The sequence below is a fragment of the Mucilaginibacter sp. OK268 genome (genome assembly GCF_900103125.1).
Lineage (GTDB): Bacteria > Bacteroidota > Bacteroidia > Sphingobacteriales > Sphingobacteriaceae > Mucilaginibacter.
The window spans coordinates 21,996-41,729 of the sequence record NZ_FNJV01000014.1; the positions used below are offsets into that span (position 1 = coordinate 21,996).

At 41.8% G+C, this 19,734-nt stretch carries 12 protein-coding genes; 3 read left to right on the top strand and 9 right to left on the bottom strand.

The window, feature by feature from the left end; all coding sequences use genetic code 11:
• Positions 1–41 precede the first annotated feature (41 nt).
• The 4 genes from BLR84_RS28395 to BLR84_RS28410 form a co-directional block, all read right to left on the bottom strand.
• On the bottom strand, positions 42–1,562 hold the full coding sequence (locus BLR84_RS28395; protein WP_090473645.1) for a serine hydrolase: 1,521 nt from the start codon (positions 1,560–1,562) through the stop codon (positions 42–44).
• 154 nt (positions 1,563–1,716) lie between these two features.
• Positions 1,717–3,819, bottom strand: a complete 2,103-nt coding sequence (locus tag BLR84_RS28400) for a glycoside hydrolase family 97 protein (protein ID WP_090473646.1) — start codon at positions 3,817–3,819, stop codon at positions 1,717–1,719.
• Between the two features lie 259 nt (positions 3,820–4,078).
• Entirely contained in the window at positions 4,079–4,723 is a 645-nt protein-coding gene (locus BLR84_RS28405; RefSeq protein ID WP_090473647.1) for an outer membrane beta-barrel protein, read from the bottom strand.
• A 236-nt stretch (positions 4,724–4,959) separates the two neighbouring features.
• Positions 4,960–5,994, bottom strand: coding sequence for a DUF4097 family beta strand repeat-containing protein (locus BLR84_RS28410; protein ID WP_090473648.1), 1,035 nt, complete (start codon positions 5,992–5,994; stop codon positions 4,960–4,962).
• 195 nt (positions 5,995–6,189) lie between these two features.
• Here BLR84_RS28410 and BLR84_RS28415 point away from each other — a divergent pair, with 195 nt between their 5' ends.
• Both BLR84_RS28415 and BLR84_RS28420 read left to right on the top strand, forming a co-directional pair.
• Positions 6,190–7,341, top strand: coding sequence for a M23 family metallopeptidase (locus tag BLR84_RS28415; protein WP_090473649.1), 1,152 nt, complete (start codon positions 6,190–6,192; stop codon positions 7,339–7,341).
• 108 nt (positions 7,342–7,449) lie between these two features.
• The gene (locus BLR84_RS28420) at positions 7,450–8,013 is read left to right on the top strand and encodes a dihydrofolate reductase family protein (protein WP_090473735.1); all 564 of its coding nucleotides are present in this window, start codon (positions 7,450–7,452) and stop codon (positions 8,011–8,013) included.
• 914 nt (positions 8,014–8,927) lie between these two features.
• Here BLR84_RS28420 and BLR84_RS28425 read toward each other — a convergent pair.
• The 5 genes from BLR84_RS28425 to BLR84_RS30470 form a co-directional block, all read right to left on the bottom strand.
• Positions 8,928–9,350 (bottom strand): hypothetical protein, encoded by a 423-nt coding sequence (locus BLR84_RS28425; RefSeq protein WP_090473650.1) that lies wholly within the window; start codon positions 9,348–9,350, stop codon positions 8,928–8,930.
• 2 nt (positions 9,351–9,352) lie between these two features.
• Positions 9,353–12,901: a DUF6443 domain-containing protein gene (locus BLR84_RS28430; RefSeq protein ID WP_090473651.1), complete on the bottom strand. Its 3,549-nt coding sequence runs from the start codon at positions 12,899–12,901 to the stop codon at positions 9,353–9,355.
• A 51-nt stretch (positions 12,902–12,952) separates the two neighbouring features.
• Positions 12,953–16,699, bottom strand: a complete 3,747-nt coding sequence (locus tag BLR84_RS28435) for a DUF5977 domain-containing protein (protein ID WP_090473652.1) — start codon at positions 16,697–16,699, stop codon at positions 12,953–12,955.
• A gap of 53 nt (positions 16,700–16,752) precedes the next feature.
• Positions 16,753–17,766, bottom strand: a complete 1,014-nt coding sequence (locus BLR84_RS28440; protein WP_090473653.1) for a hypothetical protein — start codon at positions 17,764–17,766, stop codon at positions 16,753–16,755.
• 424 nt (positions 17,767–18,190) lie between these two features.
• Entirely contained in the window at positions 18,191–18,376 is a 186-nt protein-coding gene (locus tag BLR84_RS30470; protein ID WP_369829208.1) for a cysteine peptidase family C39 domain-containing protein, read from the bottom strand.
• Positions 18,377–19,235: 859 nt separating this feature from the next.
• Between BLR84_RS30470 and BLR84_RS28455 the strand changes: the two genes are divergently transcribed.
• Positions 19,236–19,700 (top strand): competence protein CoiA, encoded by a 465-nt coding sequence (locus BLR84_RS28455; RefSeq protein ID WP_090473655.1) that lies wholly within the window; start codon positions 19,236–19,238, stop codon positions 19,698–19,700.
• The last annotated feature ends 34 nt before the right edge of the window (positions 19,701–19,734 follow it).

Sequence of the window (19,734 nt, forward strand, 5' to 3'; positions counted from 1 at the left end):
TCAAAAATTCAAAGGCTTTTATGTATACGAGGGGTATTCTACTAATTTTCCTTCGCAAACAAATAAGGATCATATTCCAATCCGTCGTTCACTTTAATTTCGGTAGATATTACTTTATTGTTATCTATCTTAAACCTCAGTGGAAAAATACCATAAGCGGCATTGTTGTATGTCAAGATCCACTCGCCATTGTCCATATATTTTAGCGAAGCGGTAAGGTATTGGTGATTGCTGAATTTAATCAGCAAGTCTTTTTTATTTATGGATACCTCTATCTGTCCATAAAGGGGGTTTTGATATTTACCGGCATAAGCAGCAAGCGACAGCTCAGGGGCTTTTCCTTTTACACGAGCCAGCATATCGTCTGTTTTCTTTACGGTTTCTTTCTGATCGGGATTAAAGCCTTTCAGCATAGCCTGGCTGCGATCCACATAAGGAACGCCCAAGTAGGCATCCAGGATCTGGTAACGCAGGGCTTCAAAAAAGCTTTGGTTATCGTTATTGGTTAAAATGGTGATAGCCAGTTTTTCTTCGGGGACAAAGCAGGTATTGGTTACAAAACCATTCGCGCCGCCGGTATGCCAGAATATCTGTTTGCCATTATAATCTGCCTCAAAAACACCAAGGCCGTATCCCCGGAAGTGGGTTGGGTAAACTGCCGATGCCCTGCTGCCCAGAATCGTATTTTCGTCGCGGGTTTTTTGGAGCGCTTTCCAGGCGATGATCTGTTTGCCTTCATACCGGCCGCTATCTAATTGCATGGTTAACCATTTGGCCACATCTTTTACGTTACTTACTATGCTGCCGGCTGGGGCCAGGTTATCAACCTGGTCATACGGTAATTCAACCATCTGGCCGGTAAAAGCATTAGTATATGGCTTGGAAACACCTTTACGTGCCGCTATACCCACCGTTAGGGGATAGGTATTGTTCATGCCCAGAGGAGTTAGGATGCTATCCTGAATATAGGTTTCCCAAGGCTTGCCGGTAACCTCTTGTATCACCTGACCCGCGGTTAAAAAACAGCTGTTGCAATAGCCAAAGCTCTGTCTGAACTCCATCGATGGTTTCAGAAGTTTCATCCGGTTCATAATTTCCTGACGGGATAGGGTAGTGTTCCAAAAGGTGAAATCGCCCTGGAAGGTTTTTGTGCCTAAATGATGGCCCAGCAAATCTTTAATGGTAAGCAAGGGTGTGGTAGAAGCATCATATACCGAGTAACCTGGAAAATATTTGGTGATCTTATCATCAAGCGACAGTTTCTTGTCCACATCTAACTGCGCCAATGCCGTACCGGTAAATAGCTTGCTGTTACTGGCTATCATAAACAAAGTGTTTTCGTCAACCGGTTCATTTGTTTTAATGTCCCTGACGCCATAGCCTTTCATGATGACTGTTTTTCCATCTTTTACAATGGCAATGGCCAAGCCCGGAAGGTTCCAGTCTTTTAAGCCTTGCTTAATATAAGTGTCGAGCTTGTTTTCAATAAAGTCTGGTTGCTGCGCGAATGTTAAAGTAGCTGTTAAAAAGCTCAATAACGTTAATAAGGAAAGTCTCTTCATTTCTGTTTTCAAAAACTGCAAGATAGGAAAAAAGCCGTGCAGCAAAAATCAGGTGATCGCGTTATGATGAATCTCGCATAAAAAAACCCGCTATAAATAGCGGGTTCCCCTTAAACTAATATATTTCAATCACCTATCTCTCTGCACTTATCCTTTATTTGATACTGATGGCCATGCCACCACCGGAGGCAACAGGCTGTTTCAGTATAGTTTTAGACGTTACTTTGATCTTCCGGATAGCATAGCTTTTCGGATTTTTATCATAACTGGCATCCTTACCATCGGCATAAACAGTTGCTTCATACGTTTTGCCTTTGGGCAGATACTCAAATGTAATATTGGCTACGCGCGGGTTTTCATCGGTAATACTGCCAATGTACCATTCTTCTTTATTTTTGGCTTTACGGGCAATGGTAATGTAATCGCCTGGCTCTGCCTCCAGAATATGGCTCTCATCCCAGTCAACAGCAACATCTTTGATGAACTGAAAAGCATCCATGTATTTATTATAGGTTTCAGGAAGATCGGCCGCCATTTGCAGCGGACTGTACATGGTTACATACAAAGCCAATTGATGCACCAGCGTGGTATGTACAAATGATTTATTCTCGGGATTGTAAACGCTGCACTGTGTTTCAAAGATCCCTGGGGTATAATCCATCGGACCACCCATGAGCCTGGTGAAAGGCAAAATGGTGGTATGATCTGGATTGTTGCCTCCGAAAGCTTCGTACTCTGTTCCTCTGGCAGCCTCATTGCCTATTAAATTGGGGTAGGTGCGGCACAAGCCGGTAGGTCTTATCGCCTCATGCGCGTTCACCATAATTTTATATTCGGCGGCTTTGGTAATATCATACAGGTAATGATTGACCAGCCATTGCCCGTAATGGTGTTCGCCACGGGGGATGATCTGACCAACGTAACCGCTTTTTACAGCGTTGTAGCCATTCTCTACCATAAACTTATACGCTGTATCCAAATGGCGCTCATAGTTGCGTACAGAGCCTGAGGTTTCATGATGCATAATAATTTTCACCCCTTTTTCGGCGGCATAACGGTGCAGTTCTTTTACATCAAAATCGGGGTAGGGGGTTACAAAATCAAATACAAAATCCTTGGTTTTGCCAAACCAATCTTCCCAGCCCTGGTTCCAGCCTTCAACCAATACAGCGTCGAACCCGTTTTTAGCCGCGAAATCGATATACTCTTTTACATGTTGCGTATTAGCGCCATGCTTGCCGTTAGGTTTGGTTTTGGAATAATCGGTTATACCCAGTTGCACATTTTCCAGATCGGTGTAAGCCCAGGTACTTTTACCGGTGATCATTTCCCACCATACGCCTACGTATTTAATGGGTTTTATCCAGGATACATCTTTGTATTTGGTTGGCTCGTTTAAGTTCAAGATCAGTCTTGATTCCAGTATGCCTGCGGCTTTATCGCTCACAATCACGGTGCGCCATGGCGATTGTGTTGGGGCTTGCATATAACCTTTATCGCCAATAGCATCGGGCGTTAAAAATGATTCGAGCACAAAATTCTTATCATCCAGGTTTAACGACATGCAGGAATAATCAATCAGGGCAGCCTCGTGGATGTTGATGTACAGACCATCTTTACTTTTCAGCATCAATGGGGTTTGTACTCCTGTTGGCGAAAAGGTGGTTTGCGATACATTGGGCGTAACGGCGGCTTTCATTTTGCCCCGGATTTCTGAAAGGTTTGATGTTACCGTTTCATACTCCTGTGTATCAAAATCGCCGGGCAGCCAAAACGCTTTATGATCGCCGGTTAAGGCAAACTGCGTATGTTCTTCTTTGATAATAAAGTAATTCAGATTTTTTTGCGACGGGAATTCATACCGGAAGCCCAGGCCGTCATTAAACAGACGGAAGCGGATGCGGATATACCTGTCCTGAACGGCTTTTTGTGTTAACGTTACCAGTAATTCATTATAGTGATTACGGATGGTTCTTTCTTCGCCCCAAACCGGGTTCCATGACTCGTCAAATGTGCTTTGTTCTGTTTTGGAGATGGTAAAGCCATCCAGGAACGATGGCACATCTTTAGTCTCTAAACCGAGTTTACTGGGCCTGATCACCTCCCTTTGTTTGTAATGGAGCTGATATGTTGGCACACCGTTCCCCTGTAGCTCAAATTTGAGTGTAAGGTTTTTATCGGGTGATGTTATTTCCTGTGCCTGTACAAAAAGCACAGCATGAAGCATGAACGCTGCAACGAGTATAGATCTACGCATATTTTAGAATTAAAAACCTGCTTTGATTAATTGGTTAGCAACAAAGTTTATCATCCTATAATCAGCGTCATATTTATTTATTTAAAATATAAATATTTTATTTTTCAATATACTCATTATCAATAAATTGTAGATATAAAATCGAGTTTTTAATTTGTTTTTTATAAATAATTTTATACTCTTTTCGCCATCCAGAAAACAAAAAAGCCCTAAATCTCATCGATCTAAGGCCTAATTGTGGTTTGGTTTTAGGATTTAATTATTTCCCGAATACGTAATAAACGGATAGTTGAAGGTTATTAACAAAACTTAGATTAAAATTATCAGATGAGCCAAGCGTATCTCCTTTGTTTTTTGAGTGTGTATAATTCAAATTGGCTAAACCTGCTGCAAGACCTATATTTTTTGCCGGGTAATAAACAAAGTCCATACCTAAGCCTCCGCCATAATTATCAGAGCTATAGCTTGCACTATTACTTGAATACGCATAGGAATTTTTGGTTTTTTGATAAGTAAAGTATGGCCCGGTACGGATGCCTATTTTATTATCGAATAAAAAATACTTTCGTAAAGAAATGGTACCAAAGTAGTTTCTACTGTCGCTGTTGGAATTATTATCATTAGGATTATTGGTCATATGATTATAACCGTACCCTAAACCAACAGCAAGATCTAACTTGTCAGCAATAAAATAGCTATAACTTGGAAATATAGAATAGGATGTTGTTTTGCCTTTTACATTTCCGGTATAGGTATTATTATAACTCAAATAGCTTTGGCTATTGGAGGTTGAGGTTGAGAAACCAAATGTTGCTCCTAATTGTTGATTGCCTTTTTCTGTTTGTGCCTTAGCCGCTTGAAGAGTAATAACTGATAATACTACCAGTAGTAGTTTTTTGTACATAAAATTGTGGTTGAAGGTTAATTTTTGTTTATAAATCGGGAGTATGACAACGATAATATTAGTTGGTTTAATCAGCTAAGTATTATAATATTTAAAAAGCTAATACTGTGCGGTTTAAAATTCAACAGGTGGTTTTACCTTACATTAAAAACAGTTGTACAATAAACTTTTAAATAATAAAGGCGGCTCCCGGATGTCGGGAACCGCCTTTATTACGGTATTATTTTAAAAATGTATTAATTAAACTTCACATTCACATTTCCGCTTGAAGCATCGGCACTAACAGATGCACCACCGCCATTCACTGTTCCCCGTACATGATCTTTTTCCCACTCGCCGTTAAACCCATTTATTTTTCCAGTGTTAATCCGGTCAGCTCTCAAATCAAGGTTAAGTCCCTGTTTTACTGGCAGCTCCAGATCTATATTTCCGGAACTTACATCCAGTTTTAAATATTTACCAACCCTTTTCATTTGCGCATGCAGGCTGCCCGCACTGGTCGATGCACTTAAGCTGCAATCCATTTGTCTTAAGTCGATACCGCCACCAGAGGTACTGGTGATCAGCTCGCCGGTTATATTGTTACCCTGCACACCGCCGCCGCTGGTATTCGCGTTGATATTACCGTTCAGGTTATCCAACTGCAAGCCGCCGCCGGATGTTTCCAATTTGATTTTACCCGTGCAGTTTTTGGCAACAATTCCGCCACCACTAGTTTCCAGGTTGATATCGTTACCGGAATTGGAAACGTGTATGCCACCACCGCTGGTTTCACCCCGAACTATGCCGCTCAGTCTGTCAATATTCAAACCTCCCCCACTGGTAGTAAAACTTTCATTCCCTTTTAAATTATCCAAGCTGATACCACCACCACTGGTTTTAAGATCTGTAGATGTTTGTTCAGGAACATATATTTTGAATGATATGCTCATCTGTCTTTTCCAATCAGAAAAATTATGTTTGTTTTTTGCAATGGCACGAACCTCGTGCCCTGAAACCGAAACACTCAGGTCATAATCTTCGTCAAGACGCTTTTTGATCTCGCCTTTTGAAAGTTCACGCCCATTATTACCCTTAATGTAAACTTCCACCCGCGCAGCTTCGCCGCTTCTGCCGCTAACTAAAATGCCACCGGCCGAGGTATTTACCATAACCCGGTTAATAGCATCGCTGCTTAATGATTTGGTAAGATATGGTGTTCTGCTATCATCCTGTGCCATAGTAACAGTTGTACTACAGGCAAGGGCAAATAGTAAAAAGTATGTTTTCATATGATTTGATATTGGTTTACTTCTTACATAAGACCACCTTCTTATCAAATACGTTGCACCCTGATCAATATTTATTTAGCATCAATTTATAATTTCTGTACCTCTGTAGTTGAATATCCAGGTATACCGGTTGAAAATGTTTGAGAGCATCGTTTTAATTATGCTAATTTTAATATCAACAATTACTGTACTTAAATGCCTGCAAAAAATAAATATATCCTTTGGACTGCCATTGCGGTTATGTTATCGCTGGGAAAAAGCAATGCTCAACAATATCAAACCACTGTTGATATGCACGTACCTTTTGTTTCGGCACTAACGGTTATTAATGGCAAGCCAATCATTTACTATGAGCTCCACATAACCAATTTCGCAAAGGATTCGCTGAGATTAAAAACCCTTAGTGTATTAAACGCCACCGACTCTTCCGTTATTTTCAATGTTGATGAAACTAATTTAAAAGGCCGTCTAAAAAGGGTAGGGTCATCCTCCAAAGCTGATAACCTGATATTACCGCCGGGCTCACTTGATGTGATTTACCTGGAGCTTAATTTACCGGTCAGAAATACCGGGATGCATTTAGTTCATCAGCTTGGATTTGATCTGATCACTGAAAAAAAAGCAACACCCGTTTCGGCAAAAGGAGCCTGGATAGAAATAGTGCCGAAAGCTCCATTGATCATCGGTCCTCCGGTACGCAGTGGCCCATGGGCTGCTATTTATGAACCATCATGGTTAACCGGGCATCGCCGCGTATTTTATACCGTAAATGGAACTGCCCGGCTTCCCGGTCGGTTTGCTGTTGATTTTATAAAGCTGGATAACAAAGGCAGGTATACTGACAATAATGAAGATACCATCCGCAACTGGTATGGTTACGGCAGTGATGTTCTGGCGGTAAGCGATGGTGTTATAGCCTCGATTAAAAATGATTTCCTGGAGAGTGCAACTATTTCTAAATACCAATCCCCACCACCCGAGAACGCAACGGGTAATTATGTATCCATCAAGATAGGGAACAATCAATTTGTGTTTTACGAGCATCTGAAACCCGGAAGTATAAAAGTTAAGCCTGGTCAAAAGGTTAAAAAAGGGGAAGTGATCGCTTCTTTAGGTTTTACGGGACAAACAACCGGGCCTCATTTACATCTTCATATAGCCCTGGAAAACTCTCCATTGGGGGCCGAGGGGATCCCATTTGAGTTTGACCATTTTACGCTTTTAGGCGCCTATCCTGATTTAAACACCTTTGGAAAAATGCCCTGGGCACCTGTACCAAACTCAGCACCGACATTAGTACACCAAGAGCATCCTGCGCCAAATTCAGTAATAAGATTTGACAATTAACCCTCCCGATCAGCAAATGAGCAAAACGCCGGTTTAATTTCTGGCGTACTTCGCTTTTATTTATATTGCTTTAACAGCACCGGCAACACCCTAACAATGCTTACCACAATGGAGAATAACGCATTCAAATTAACCATCCACATGGTTTCAAGCCTTGACGGATTTATCGCGAAAAATGACAATAGCATTTCATGGTTCGAGACCGTTGATTCCTATGAGAAAGGAGTTACGCTGACAGAACAGGATATGGTGGAATTCCTGAAATCTATAGATTGTTATGTGATGGGTTCCCATACGTACGAGCACGCGCTAAAACTTTCAAAATCTTACGGATGGGTTTATGGGGACGTCCCGGTCATCGTATTAACGCATAGAAATTTGCCGGTTGATGGACAGAACGTCGAATTTTATTCGGGGGATCTGAATAATCTTGTGAATGAACGGTTAAAACCAAACTACAGGAATGTTTGGATGGCCGGAGGCGCTATACTGGCCAAAGACCTGATCCGTTTAAAGCTGGCAGATGAAATAAGGGTCTCCATTATACCCATTATTTTAGGTGAAGGAAAACTGTTTTTTGATCATATTGGGCAAGAACAAACATTGCACCTGAAAGACGCGACAGCTTACAAAAATGGAATAGTGGAGTTGCATTATGAAATAAAGAAATAGTCTTTAATAAAAAAAGCCGCTTTACGAAAAGTAAAGCGGCTTAGGTAGCGGGAGCAGGACTATTATCGAACCGCTTGGTACAGGATTTACAAATATTCTCTACCATTTAAGAGAGATTCGAGGCCTGGGGAGGCACAATGGGCAAGCACGTTTTACGGTCGCTTGTCTATCTTTTTTTTACTCGTAACCTATTGTTAATCTGTAAGATAAGTTGAAATCACTAATCAACTTTAGCGGTTCGATGTAGCAGGTTTTCAGAAGTGAATTTTTCGGGGTACATCGAACCAATAAAAGAAAACAGTATTACGTAAATTGCAATTTTCATATTTAAGGAAACATTAATTCAATGGATAAGGAAAAATAGGTTTATTTGTTGGAGTAAGCATACTCGGCCCCGCACCTCCTATATAATTGCCCAATGGGTCAATATAATGAGTCCTAAGAGGGGCACCTAGCTCGCCTCGTAAAATATTCTTCTAAAGACAGCCTGCCACTCGCTTGTTTTAATGCCATTTATCAATTAGTAACCCTCTGTTAGCATCACGCCCATGGAACATTTCATGGGCTAAATCAGTTATGGGATTAACTTGCCCTCCGTTGGTCGTGGGCAGCTCTGCTCCGGATGGATGCCCAAATATTCTCCCGCCGGATCCCCCTGTCATATCTTTACCCATTAGCATTAATGCCTGAAAGGAACCTGCTTGAGATGGATCTGTGGTATTATTCCAAGACTATTAATATTAGTGACGCATGACGGGCATATTGGCCTACTTGCTCCTATAGATTGAATAGTTAGGCCTTTTATATTTATAGCAAAAAACGGTAAGTTTTTAACTCCGCCTCCATTCTTCTAAATAACAGTTCTCTTTATTCTCATTAAAAATCTACCCACGGGTGCCGCTGCGATCTGAGCACTAATCGTAATAGCCTTTCTTAAATACAATTACCGATTCGCTAATTTCATTCGGAGAGTCATCTCTGTTTGGGGCATACACTCCTACGCCAAATTTATAAGACGTAAAGCCTGTAGACATAATCTTCAACCCATCATCCCAGTCTGCAATTTGTTCTTCAACTGATGCATAAGGCAAGTTTAACAGCTCAATAGTAAACAAAATCGGATTTGCCGGCTTCACTATCTCTATGGCCTCACACAGAAAATTTTCTTCATAATTGATAAGAAGTCCTAAATCTACATAGAAATCAATTGGTGCTTTTGAAGATTCACTTCTATAAAATTCAGTATAAGGTTCTTTTAGGAGTTCTCTGATTTCATTTCTATGTAGCCCCAAAGAGATATTTCCGAGGGACTCATATGGTGTTATTGTGTAATCCATATTTATTGTTTAATTGCTGTTGTTTTTGTCTTATTTAACTTATCTGTGTATGCTTGCGCTTGCTGTATAGCGGGGTCATATTGTGTCCCAAATTTAGCTCTAACATCGTTAATACCTAAGTTCATAGCCCCCTCGAAATCACCTTTTGCAAGTAACTCAAATTGCCGGGCCTGGAAGGCTTGCGATTCTTTTGAGTTACCCCAGCTTCCGGTCTGGCGATGATCGACGGTCTTCATAACTATCGATGGTCCCGCTTTCTTACTGACAGGACTGACGGCATCAGCTACCAAATGATGCCGCTGCTCATCTGTCCCTACCGAAAGGTCTTTATAGGCTCCGCCTTGAGGTGTTTCAGGTTCCGTATGTGCCGAAGTTTTTGGTACCGTTGCAATCTCAGGAACCTCAGGTGCAGGAACATTTGTCCGCACCTTTAAAGTACCAGGCATAGATGCCGCCATTTGATATCCCGCTTGCCCTAAATTCATCAGCAAGGCCTGACCATTGGTTGCAGGTACAGGGAGTTGTCCCGTACCATAAGCAGCCCCTGCAACTTGAGATACAGCGGTTGCATAGTTCTCTTCTGCCGGAGCGCCAAGCCATTGTTTTGCCGATGCAATTGCATGGTCTAACCAATCCGGCCACATTCCATCGGGATCAGTAAACCTCATAGGGTCATCAAATCCGTAAATATATGGAGAAAGACGCCTATCAAGCTCAGACAATGGATCAACACTCGTCCATCTTCCAATTACAGGATCATAGAACCGCGCGCCATAATCGTATTGCCCCAGTTCTTCCTGCAACTCTTTCTTATTATAAAGATACTCATTCTTCGGACTTACCGTAGTGCCCCTCGATATCTCCATCCCGAATGGATAATAGTCGTCCTGTTGCTTGATCGCCGTAGCTGAGTTCTGATCAAAGCTTAAGCGCGAATTACCCAAATGATCCGTTAGACTGTATTCATACAAATAACTACCGCCACTATTGATCGCCCGGCCTTCTTCCGTTTGAATAAAGATGATGTTGCCGTTTTCATACTGGATACCTCCAATGTAATCTGTTGTGGTCGCTCCGTTATTCTTTCGCAGTTTTTGGCCCGTTGCATCATAGGTATAGCTCAGGTTAAAACCCGTTGCGGTTATACTTTGTGGTAAGTTCAGCAGATTATAGGTGATGTTTTTCTGGGTCCGCGCATCAAATTTCACGTTGCCATTTGGATCATATTGGTAAGTGCCGGTCGTCAGCCCGCTGACCGATTGTAACTGGTTTCCCGTATAGGTATACGTATAGGTTGGCGGCATGGGCAGTGAAGGCGCCCCTCGGGTTAAATGCTGAATGTTGCCTACAAGGTCATAATCTATACCCTGCTCACTATAGTTCTCCGTGGAGGGGGTGTATATACCCGCGTTTAACCGGTTCAGCGCATCATAGCTATAATTATACATTTTGCTTGTCCCTCCCTGAACCTGCCAGGTCTGGTTGCTGATATTGCCGTTAAAGGGCGCGTTATTGCCATTATTATAGGTTAACTGCATGGCAAACAAAGGAGCGTTGCTGCTTTTTAACCAGCCCCGTTCGTTATAGGTATAAGCGATATTTTGCAGGAATGGCGCTGCGCCCGAGGCACCGTGCAGGTGTTTCGTCTGCACCTGGCCGATCTCATTATAATCGGTTTGGCTTAGCAGCACATTTGTGCCTCCGTTGATCTGCTCGAAGGTTTGTATTTTACGACCCATATGATCGTATCTGTAAATATTGTTTATCGTTAGCTTGGGTGTACCGATCAGTGCCGTGGTAAAATGGCGACGGTTGGTGCTGGTATCCTGGTTATTGAAATTATAAGAAGTCAGTACTACGTCAAAGTTAGACGCGTTCGCCGTGCCCCCCAGGTAATGCTGCTGATAAGTCCGGATTTCCCTGCCCAAATCATCATAATAATGCACTTTCCAAAGGTAATTTGAAGGAGTGTTCAACACCGCGGTCTTGCTTGCTGTTAATAATCCTTTGGTCATCGTGCTCACGCCGCTGCTTACCTGGTAGCCAGTTGGCAGGTTCGGCATATTGTTATAATCATCATAATAATTGACCATCAACGTTACTACGCCGGCGCCGGTTGGAAAAGCGGTATTGGTATAGCCATGGGTACCTGAGGCATTGGGAGTTTCCCATTCGGTAAAACCCGAGCTCGTATTTTTCAGTGTGGTAGTTACGTAACTCTGTAAAGCAGGTCTTGTTTCGGTATGCCCGCCTTCAGTGCCGGTCATCACCACCCGGCCCATAGCATCGTATTTGATAAAACTCCATACCTGCGGTGTTTGACTTCGTTGGTTGGCATCCTGCGTGAAAATCAACTGGTCCAGTAGGTTATATATCATATATTCCCAGCCTTTGCCGGGCAGTCTCTTTTGCACCAGCCGGTTCCTTTCATCATATTGATACAGGTAGCACACATTATCCAGTGTAGCTTGCGCCGGAATACCTCCATCAGCAGCACTGATTGGTGGTAACACAAAGGCCAGATTACCCAGGTCATCATACACATAATAGGTGGACAATACCTGCACTGTTGTGCCCACCTGGTTAAACGTCCGTTTCAATACCACATGACCTTCTTTATCTTTATATTCTTCCGAGGTGCCAATTTTGCCGCTCACCCAGTTTTCATCTTTACGGATCGTTACATACAATTGGCCGGCAGCATAGTTTCCATTGGCGCCGCTTGCCCGGTTCAGGGCACGGCTCTGGTCGCTGTTGATCGTGACGGTATACAAAGCGGCAAGATAACTATTGGCCACATCAGTCAGCGCGGTGACATTATTGGTTGTATAATTCAGCTTATTCGTATGGCCGCTGGTACTATTGGCTACTGGTTGCCAAACCGCTCCTGGCGCTCCTTGTTCCACTATACGGTCCAGCGGAGAGGGCTCGAAGTTAGTGATAGCGTACGGAGCAGTAATCTGTGATACTCCAGAACCTGATGCCGGGCTATTATAAAATGTACTCTGGTCGCTGGTCGCCGTACTTTTATAACTCCCGTCAGCAGTGCCTTGTGCTGGATAAGGCAGGTATTTCTGTACTTCCCGCCCGAACTGGTCATAAACAAATGGTTGCACCACGTCTTTATTCGCCGTGGAGCCTTTCACCTGTACTGCCTGCAAAGGCCTGCCCAGGCCGTCAAAATATTGTACGGACTGCATCAGATCGCAGCTGGTCCTGTTTGCAAAATCTCCGGAGTTCGGTGTTGAACCCACCGTTTTCATGCCGCCGACCCTCGGTACACTGGTTACGATATAGTTTTGATTCTGGCTAAAACTGTTTGCCAGTAGTTGACAATCCGGGTTAGCGATATACAAACTCAAACTACTGCCAGCAGCTGCCGTAAAACTAAAATTCGGGCTCAAAGTAATGTTGCTGTAACTGAAATAGGAACCCGCTGCCGGTGTTCCTGTCATGGGAGCAGTGACCTGGATGGGCGCTTGCGCCGCTGTACTGACCGCCAAAAGCATAAGACTGAAGGCTGAAAATATTTTATAAGTGAAGCGAATCATAGATTTGATTATTACTGTCCTTAATTGTGATAGGTACGTTAAATGCCGATGTTATTGAATACTCAAACTATTGTCAGTACTACTCGGGCTTATTACAACAGAGCTGAAACCGCCGCCAACTCCGGTACTCGGAGGTCTGGAACCCAATCGAAACGTGTGCACTGCGAAATTGCCTGGGGCTGGTGCGATATTTATCGAATAAGTTCCCTGGGGTATCTGAACGGTTATCGTACCTGATGTTGGGAAATTATACGTTGTATTATTGCCTGCCTGATCGCTGAATACCGCGGTAAAACCGGCTATGCCCGTCGAATTGGTCAGTGGAAAAGTCACCGGTGCTGGTGTAACGGTACAAGTGCCATTAGCATTGGCAGCATTTTGGCCGTTGGTGCCGAGATCCATCGCTACCTGGGTCTGCACATCCAGTCCAGGCATAGAAATATACCTGCCATAAGGGACCGTATAAACATAAAATGATCCTGTATAGCCTGGTCCGCATGCACGTTGGAATGTTGCCGATGTCTCAATATTATAACCGTACCCGGGCTGTTGGCCAAAAGTAGATTGATTGGTGTAGTTATAAGCATAATTTTTAACGATATTTCCGTCTTTATCTTTAATACTCGTTAATCTCTGATAACCGTCGTATACGAAAGACGTAAGCTGACTTTTAGCATCCAATGAGCTTTTGGGTCCTATCAGAGGGTCAAAAGTATCAGTGCTCATTTGAGCATTAACAGGAAAAAAGCATAGGTCATCGATCTGTGTATTTTTGGAAATAGTATATATTTGACCTGTAACAGCAACAGTAGTAGTATTGTAAACCCAGGCCGAACCGGATTTCTCCCACCAGGAAAGCGTATAACTGCCATTATCCAGGCCAGTTAGCGTTTTACTAAAAGCGCCGGTATGACTATAATACCCTGTTTTACCATCTCCGGCTGTACTATTGCCGTTGCCGGATTCAAAGTTTTCAAAATACACATTTTTAACGGCAGCGTTTTTGATTTCAGCGATAGGATAGGCATTATTATATCCCCAGACATAGGACGTATTGCTCCCGTTTGCTAAATGTTGTTGTGTAATATTACCTGCAGCATAACTGTCATAAACTATTTTTTTCTCATAATTTAAATCTTTGCTTATGGCAGAGGCGGTAATTGTGGCTGGTGTAAAAGGTACGCCCAGAGATTTCCAGAGGTATACGGTATCGGGCAACGGGATGTTTGATTTATAAGAAGTAAGTACGGCATACACAGGTCTCAAATTGCTCCCATCCGCCTTGGTTTTTTGTGCATAAGTTTCTATTACCGGTGTTATGATATGATTGTTTTGCAGGTTTTGAATGCCGGCGGCCAGAACCGTATTAGGAGCCCCATTTATGGTATAATTTAAGGGGTATGTATAATTGGAGATCAACTTTTCGCCTGCACTATTATAAAACACGCTTTTTGACACTTCAAAGTTTTTCGGATCGTAGGAGAACGTTTTATACGTATGTACATTTTTACTGGTATCCGGATCGTTATAAACATATTCATGACTGCTGGTAAGCTTTTCCAAACCGGTTTCTATATTGTAGCTGAAATGGGGACACTGTTGCGGGTTCCCCCACGTGCCTGGCTCGTAAATCAAAGGCTTTATTTTATAAAAAGCTTGAAAACCAACCTGATAAAGTGTCGTATCCCGTATCAGGGTGTAATTATTTATTAATTTATATTTCAGATTGTTGTCCTTATCATACACATCTTTTTCAACCAATTTTCCCCGCTTCCATGAATAATCTTGCATATAATATTGAGGAGACAATGGAATGATATTTTGAACCGGCACGGTGGTGATCATCAATTGTCCATTAACAAATTGATAAAATTTCCCCGGACTTACGCCAAATGCGTCTGCAACATATTCAAATTGGTATACGTTTTTTCCACTTTTCCCCAATGAATCTATATATTCAGTTACATAGGGGTAGGAAACGGGGGATCCGTTTAATGAAGTAGGAGGAATTGTAGCATTAGAACTATATACATATACACTATTTAAATAGGCATAGCCGGCATTAGTACTTTCGCTGTAGTTAGTTATATAATTTCCCTGGACGGGCAAACAAGTAACGCAAGCTGGCATGGTAAAATTAGGCGCTCCATAGCCATTTTCATTATACCCGTATTTGTATCTTTTTGTAAAGGCTACATGATTGTCCCGGTCAAAACTGGTGATTTGTCTGATCCTTAAGCCGCCTGCTAATTTTGATAAGCCATCCGTTCCCTGATATTGGTTATTTTCGTATATAAACTCGGTAAATCCGCCTGTTGGATAATAAATACGGGTTAACATATTTGCCCTGGAATAATTAGGGTCCGGGTAACGGTTGGCTGAGCCTACTGTGTCTGGAAACGCTATCGCTGACTCGAGGCCACCCGCGCCAGGAAGAGCAGTAAAACGCTGCCGAACTACCGCCATTTTGGGGATCAGGTCCGTATTGGGACGACCATTGTAATATCCCCAATAATCCCTGCTGCGAGAACTATATCCTGGTAATTGGGAAAAAGTATTATAGGCGAAACGATAGGCTTCAACTTTATTGGTTAACGCATCCTGAAATTGCACAGAATCTAACCGCATCCTCTTTGACACACCAGTACCTCCCCCCCCTGGATCAAAATAATTATAATAAAATTGAACATTTTTCAGGGGCTGGTATAAACGGGATGAGGGATCATATCGTAAGACACGGATTTTATTGAGCGACCTTAAATAGGCGAAATCCTGCCTTGCCACCATGGAAGTATCGAAAAGGACCTTCCCGTTCTTAAAATCTATTTCTTTTAAAGTTTGTTCCTGACCGGCATATTCATTTCCGGCCTGGGCCGGGGTTTTAGTAGTCCACAAGCTGGGAGGCGTCGAGCCATTTTCCTTATACCCCTCGCTGGTAGTTATTTGGTCCGAATAATCAAAAAAGGTGGTGTATTGATGCGCGGTGTATTGAAACTTGATGGTGTCGGTTTTATCTGCAGATATCATTTCCATTAACATCCAGGCGGTAGTGGGCCTCACCGGAAGTCCGCCGCGCAAAGTCATCGTAGTATTTTCAAAACAGGTTATATTTGATGATGATGTACCGAACCGGTATAAAACACCTTTGGCATCAATAATATCAAATTTATTGGATGCTATATTAGGAACGATTTTGACTGCATCGGATGGCATGGTGGTGGTAGTGGTTTTATCCTTATTAAAAAAGAAACTGCCATTTGAACTATTCAGTGAATAAGAAAACATATCTGGCTGGCCATCGTTGTTGGAACCTATCCAACCACCCCAATCCTGCATCTGTTGAGTGTCAAAGGCGACCAGCTTTAAATAATCATTAACAGTGAGTGTATCAAATTCTGTAAAAGGAACGATAGTATTGCTAAGATAACCGCCGACCGGAAGTTCATCCGGCGCCCCCGCAACTGTTCTTCGAAGTACCCCTCCCGTTTCCAGCGCCCATTCCAATCCCACCCAGGTGGCAACATCAGTTACCTTTATACCTGACGGGTGATATTTTAGCTGAATAGGCAACTCCAGTTTATTGGTTTTAATGGTATAGATAGGAATGGAGATATTGGTTAATCCATTAAACATCGTTACTTCGTATGTTCCGAATTTTCCGAGGGTCGCCGTCTGTGGCGATCCTGGCATTACCGGCTGTACGGCTGGTATGGCAGACGGATCCGGAGCAACAGTTTGTGCATTGATTTTTAGCACTGATAATATAAGGAGCGTTATTGCTATGATCAGGTTTTTCATTATGAAAATTAGGATAGGTTTAAGTTTCGAACTCAATTAGAAAATCAATCGACTTAATTTTTTTTGTTCAGCATTTTTTCTATTAAAACATTCATTTGCTGTTTTAACTGGTTTAACTGATCTTTAAGGACTGCGTTACTATTTTTTTGTTCTTTTAACTGATCAATCTCTTTCTGTTGTTCAATCAAATACAGCGTCAACTCCTCCACTTTTTTCATCAATAATTTATTTATCTCGGACACATTAAGTCCGTTTCTGATCATTTCCTGCTCCGATGGAATCTCGGGCAAATGCTGATACTGGGCGATATATGTTTTCACTTCTGATAATGGCCGTAATTGATAATCATTCTTGAATACATAATCTGACCAACCATTCAAATCTATTGTAACAGCTTTAGAATGAACTGTGCCATTTACATCCAGCTTGTTTTGAGGATTAGTTTGACCGATACCCACATTACCGGTATGCAATACCGTAAATACCGGGCTGCCAACGTTATTGCTCATAAAAATCCCCGTTGTTCCTGCGGCCAGATAACCGGGTGTTGCGTCACCGAATTTGATATTATTGGTAAAGTTGGATGCACTGACCGTGATATCCAGCTTAGCTGCCGGTGTCGTTGTTCCCAAACCCAGGTTACCCTGTTTAATGGTTAAATAGGTACTTGCTGCTGTTCCCCAGGATTGTATATCCGATGTCGGGTCACGTTCCCACCAGGTCCGGGTGTCGGTCTGAGGAGTAATATAAGAGCCGTCTATCGATATCCCATCATGTAACCTGCTGGTTGTAAAATCACTGCCTGCCGCGTTTCGGACAAGCCATATATTATTTTGAACACTATTAGCAGTTGCCCCTCCTACAGAACTCAGCAACAGGTTATTTTTGGCTACGCTACCCAAAGCGGTAGATTGATAAACGGCGAACTTCGCCGTGCCGCTGTTGATTCCAACACCAACGTTTCCTGTATTACTGTTATAGATATTATTACCCGCAGTTGTCCATTGGGCATGGGATAATTGTACAAAACACAGTATTGCGATAATGGTTAAGCTTACTTTTTTCATAATTTATATTTTTATATATTTAAAGGGAATTGGCAATAAAACAGGGGGCGTTTTTAAATATTGATTGCTTATATCAATGACTGATTATGACATAGTTATTCCATGAAGCATAGTTGAATATGCAACCAAGGTTGTCGGGATTAAATCTTATAATATATCTGGAAGGAAAGGTTTCATGATAACGTGATTGTTTAGGTTAAAAGGCTTTGTTTTTTAAGTGTTTTTTAAACAATTAAGAACTCAAATAAAACTAAAGAATTTATTAATTATATACAATAGCTCCTCAATTTTATTTTTCGTAATTATCTGCAGTAATATTAAATGGAACGTGTAGCGGGTTTGAAAAGTTCAGTCGAGAAAAAATTAAATACACTACAGAAAGGCAGTTCGGCTTCTTTTAATTGAACGGCATTTAATTTAACACCTACTGAGCGAAATCCAATGTTCTCCGCAACATCGCTGATACCCAAGAGGGAAACACCTTCCTTATTTCGCAAAGTTTTCTAAGGGTTTGTATTTTAAAATTTCGTCCATAATGTTTGGCTACCATTCGTAAACAGGTAGGACCACAATCCATTAGGTCAGGTTGTTGGTAAAAAGGGAATGCCATATATCAGCATAGTTTTATTATTTCAGCCGCAAGGTTAATGTAACTTAATGGGTTGTAATATGGATAATCCTCATTCAACTCCTTTTATATTTAATTTATTATTATTGTTGTTTTATAAAGCAGTCTCTTTAATAGCACCAAGTCAATAATTAAGTTACTGGCAGTCAATCCTGCTCCCATTACTTTAATAATTTCAATAAGTAGGACTTGGTTGATGGTTGACTCGGTAAACCGCCATTAACAGAAACAACTTTTCCAGTTTTATCAATGATAATGTATCTTGGAATCGTCTTAATATTAAAGCTTTTTACTATGTAGATTGGAAATTATTAGTTACCAAAAAGCTATTTTCATTTAGCTTTAAAGCATTAGCCTTTGTTTCCCAAGAGGAATTCGATTTATCCATGTAGAAGTAAATAAAACTAATAGGAAAATTTTCGAGATCGAGGTGCAATTTAAAAGACGAAGGCATTTGTTGCAAACACGGCACACACCAACTTGCCCAAAAATCAATATAGATAACTTTCCCCTTATTTTGTTTTATTAAATCGTCACATGTTATTTTACTGCTATTCTTTGCAAACAGTATTGTTTCTTTACCAGGTAAAATCACTTCAACGTTTTTTTTGATTTCTGTCTTGAAATCTAGGTCACTACAATCTTTATAAAAGCTATCTATTAGAGCTGTGTTGTAGCTCCGGTCAGTCACTGCTTTTTTTATAACATCAAATAGTAGAAAGTCTTTAAGTTCACAGGAGAAATTTTGTTTAATTAAAGCATTTAAAGATTGCTGGTCTTCTTTATTACGAATCTGGAGGATTAAATATATGATACGTTATGCACTAATTGAAGGAGAAATATGGGAGCCGGCTTCCGGCCTGAAAGGCGTTGCCCTGGCTGTGGCACTAAACTCATCGCCAAATGCGGCAGTGTGAAAATTCATCACTGGGCGCATCAGCGCCGCATCGACTGCGATCCCTGGTGGGAACCTATGACCCAGTGGCACATCGATTGGCAAAATAAGTTTCCAGCTGCATGGCGCGAGGTGATTTTCCGCGATGAGGAATCGGGTGAATTTCACAGGGCCGATATTAATACTCCCCAAGGACTGACCATTGAGTTTCAACATTCACCTTTGTCAAATGAAGAACTCGAGAGCAGGAATTCATTTTACAAAAAAATCATCTGGGTAGTAAATGCGCAACGGTTCAAAGAGCAATTTACGTTTGAAAAATCAATACCCAATCCGGCCTCCCGTTATTGGCTGGCTATAACTTTGGCGTTTTCCCTGACAGACTGGCGAAGCATGCGCTTTTTTACTTAAAGGAAGAATTACGCGCTCACGGACCGGCGGTGAG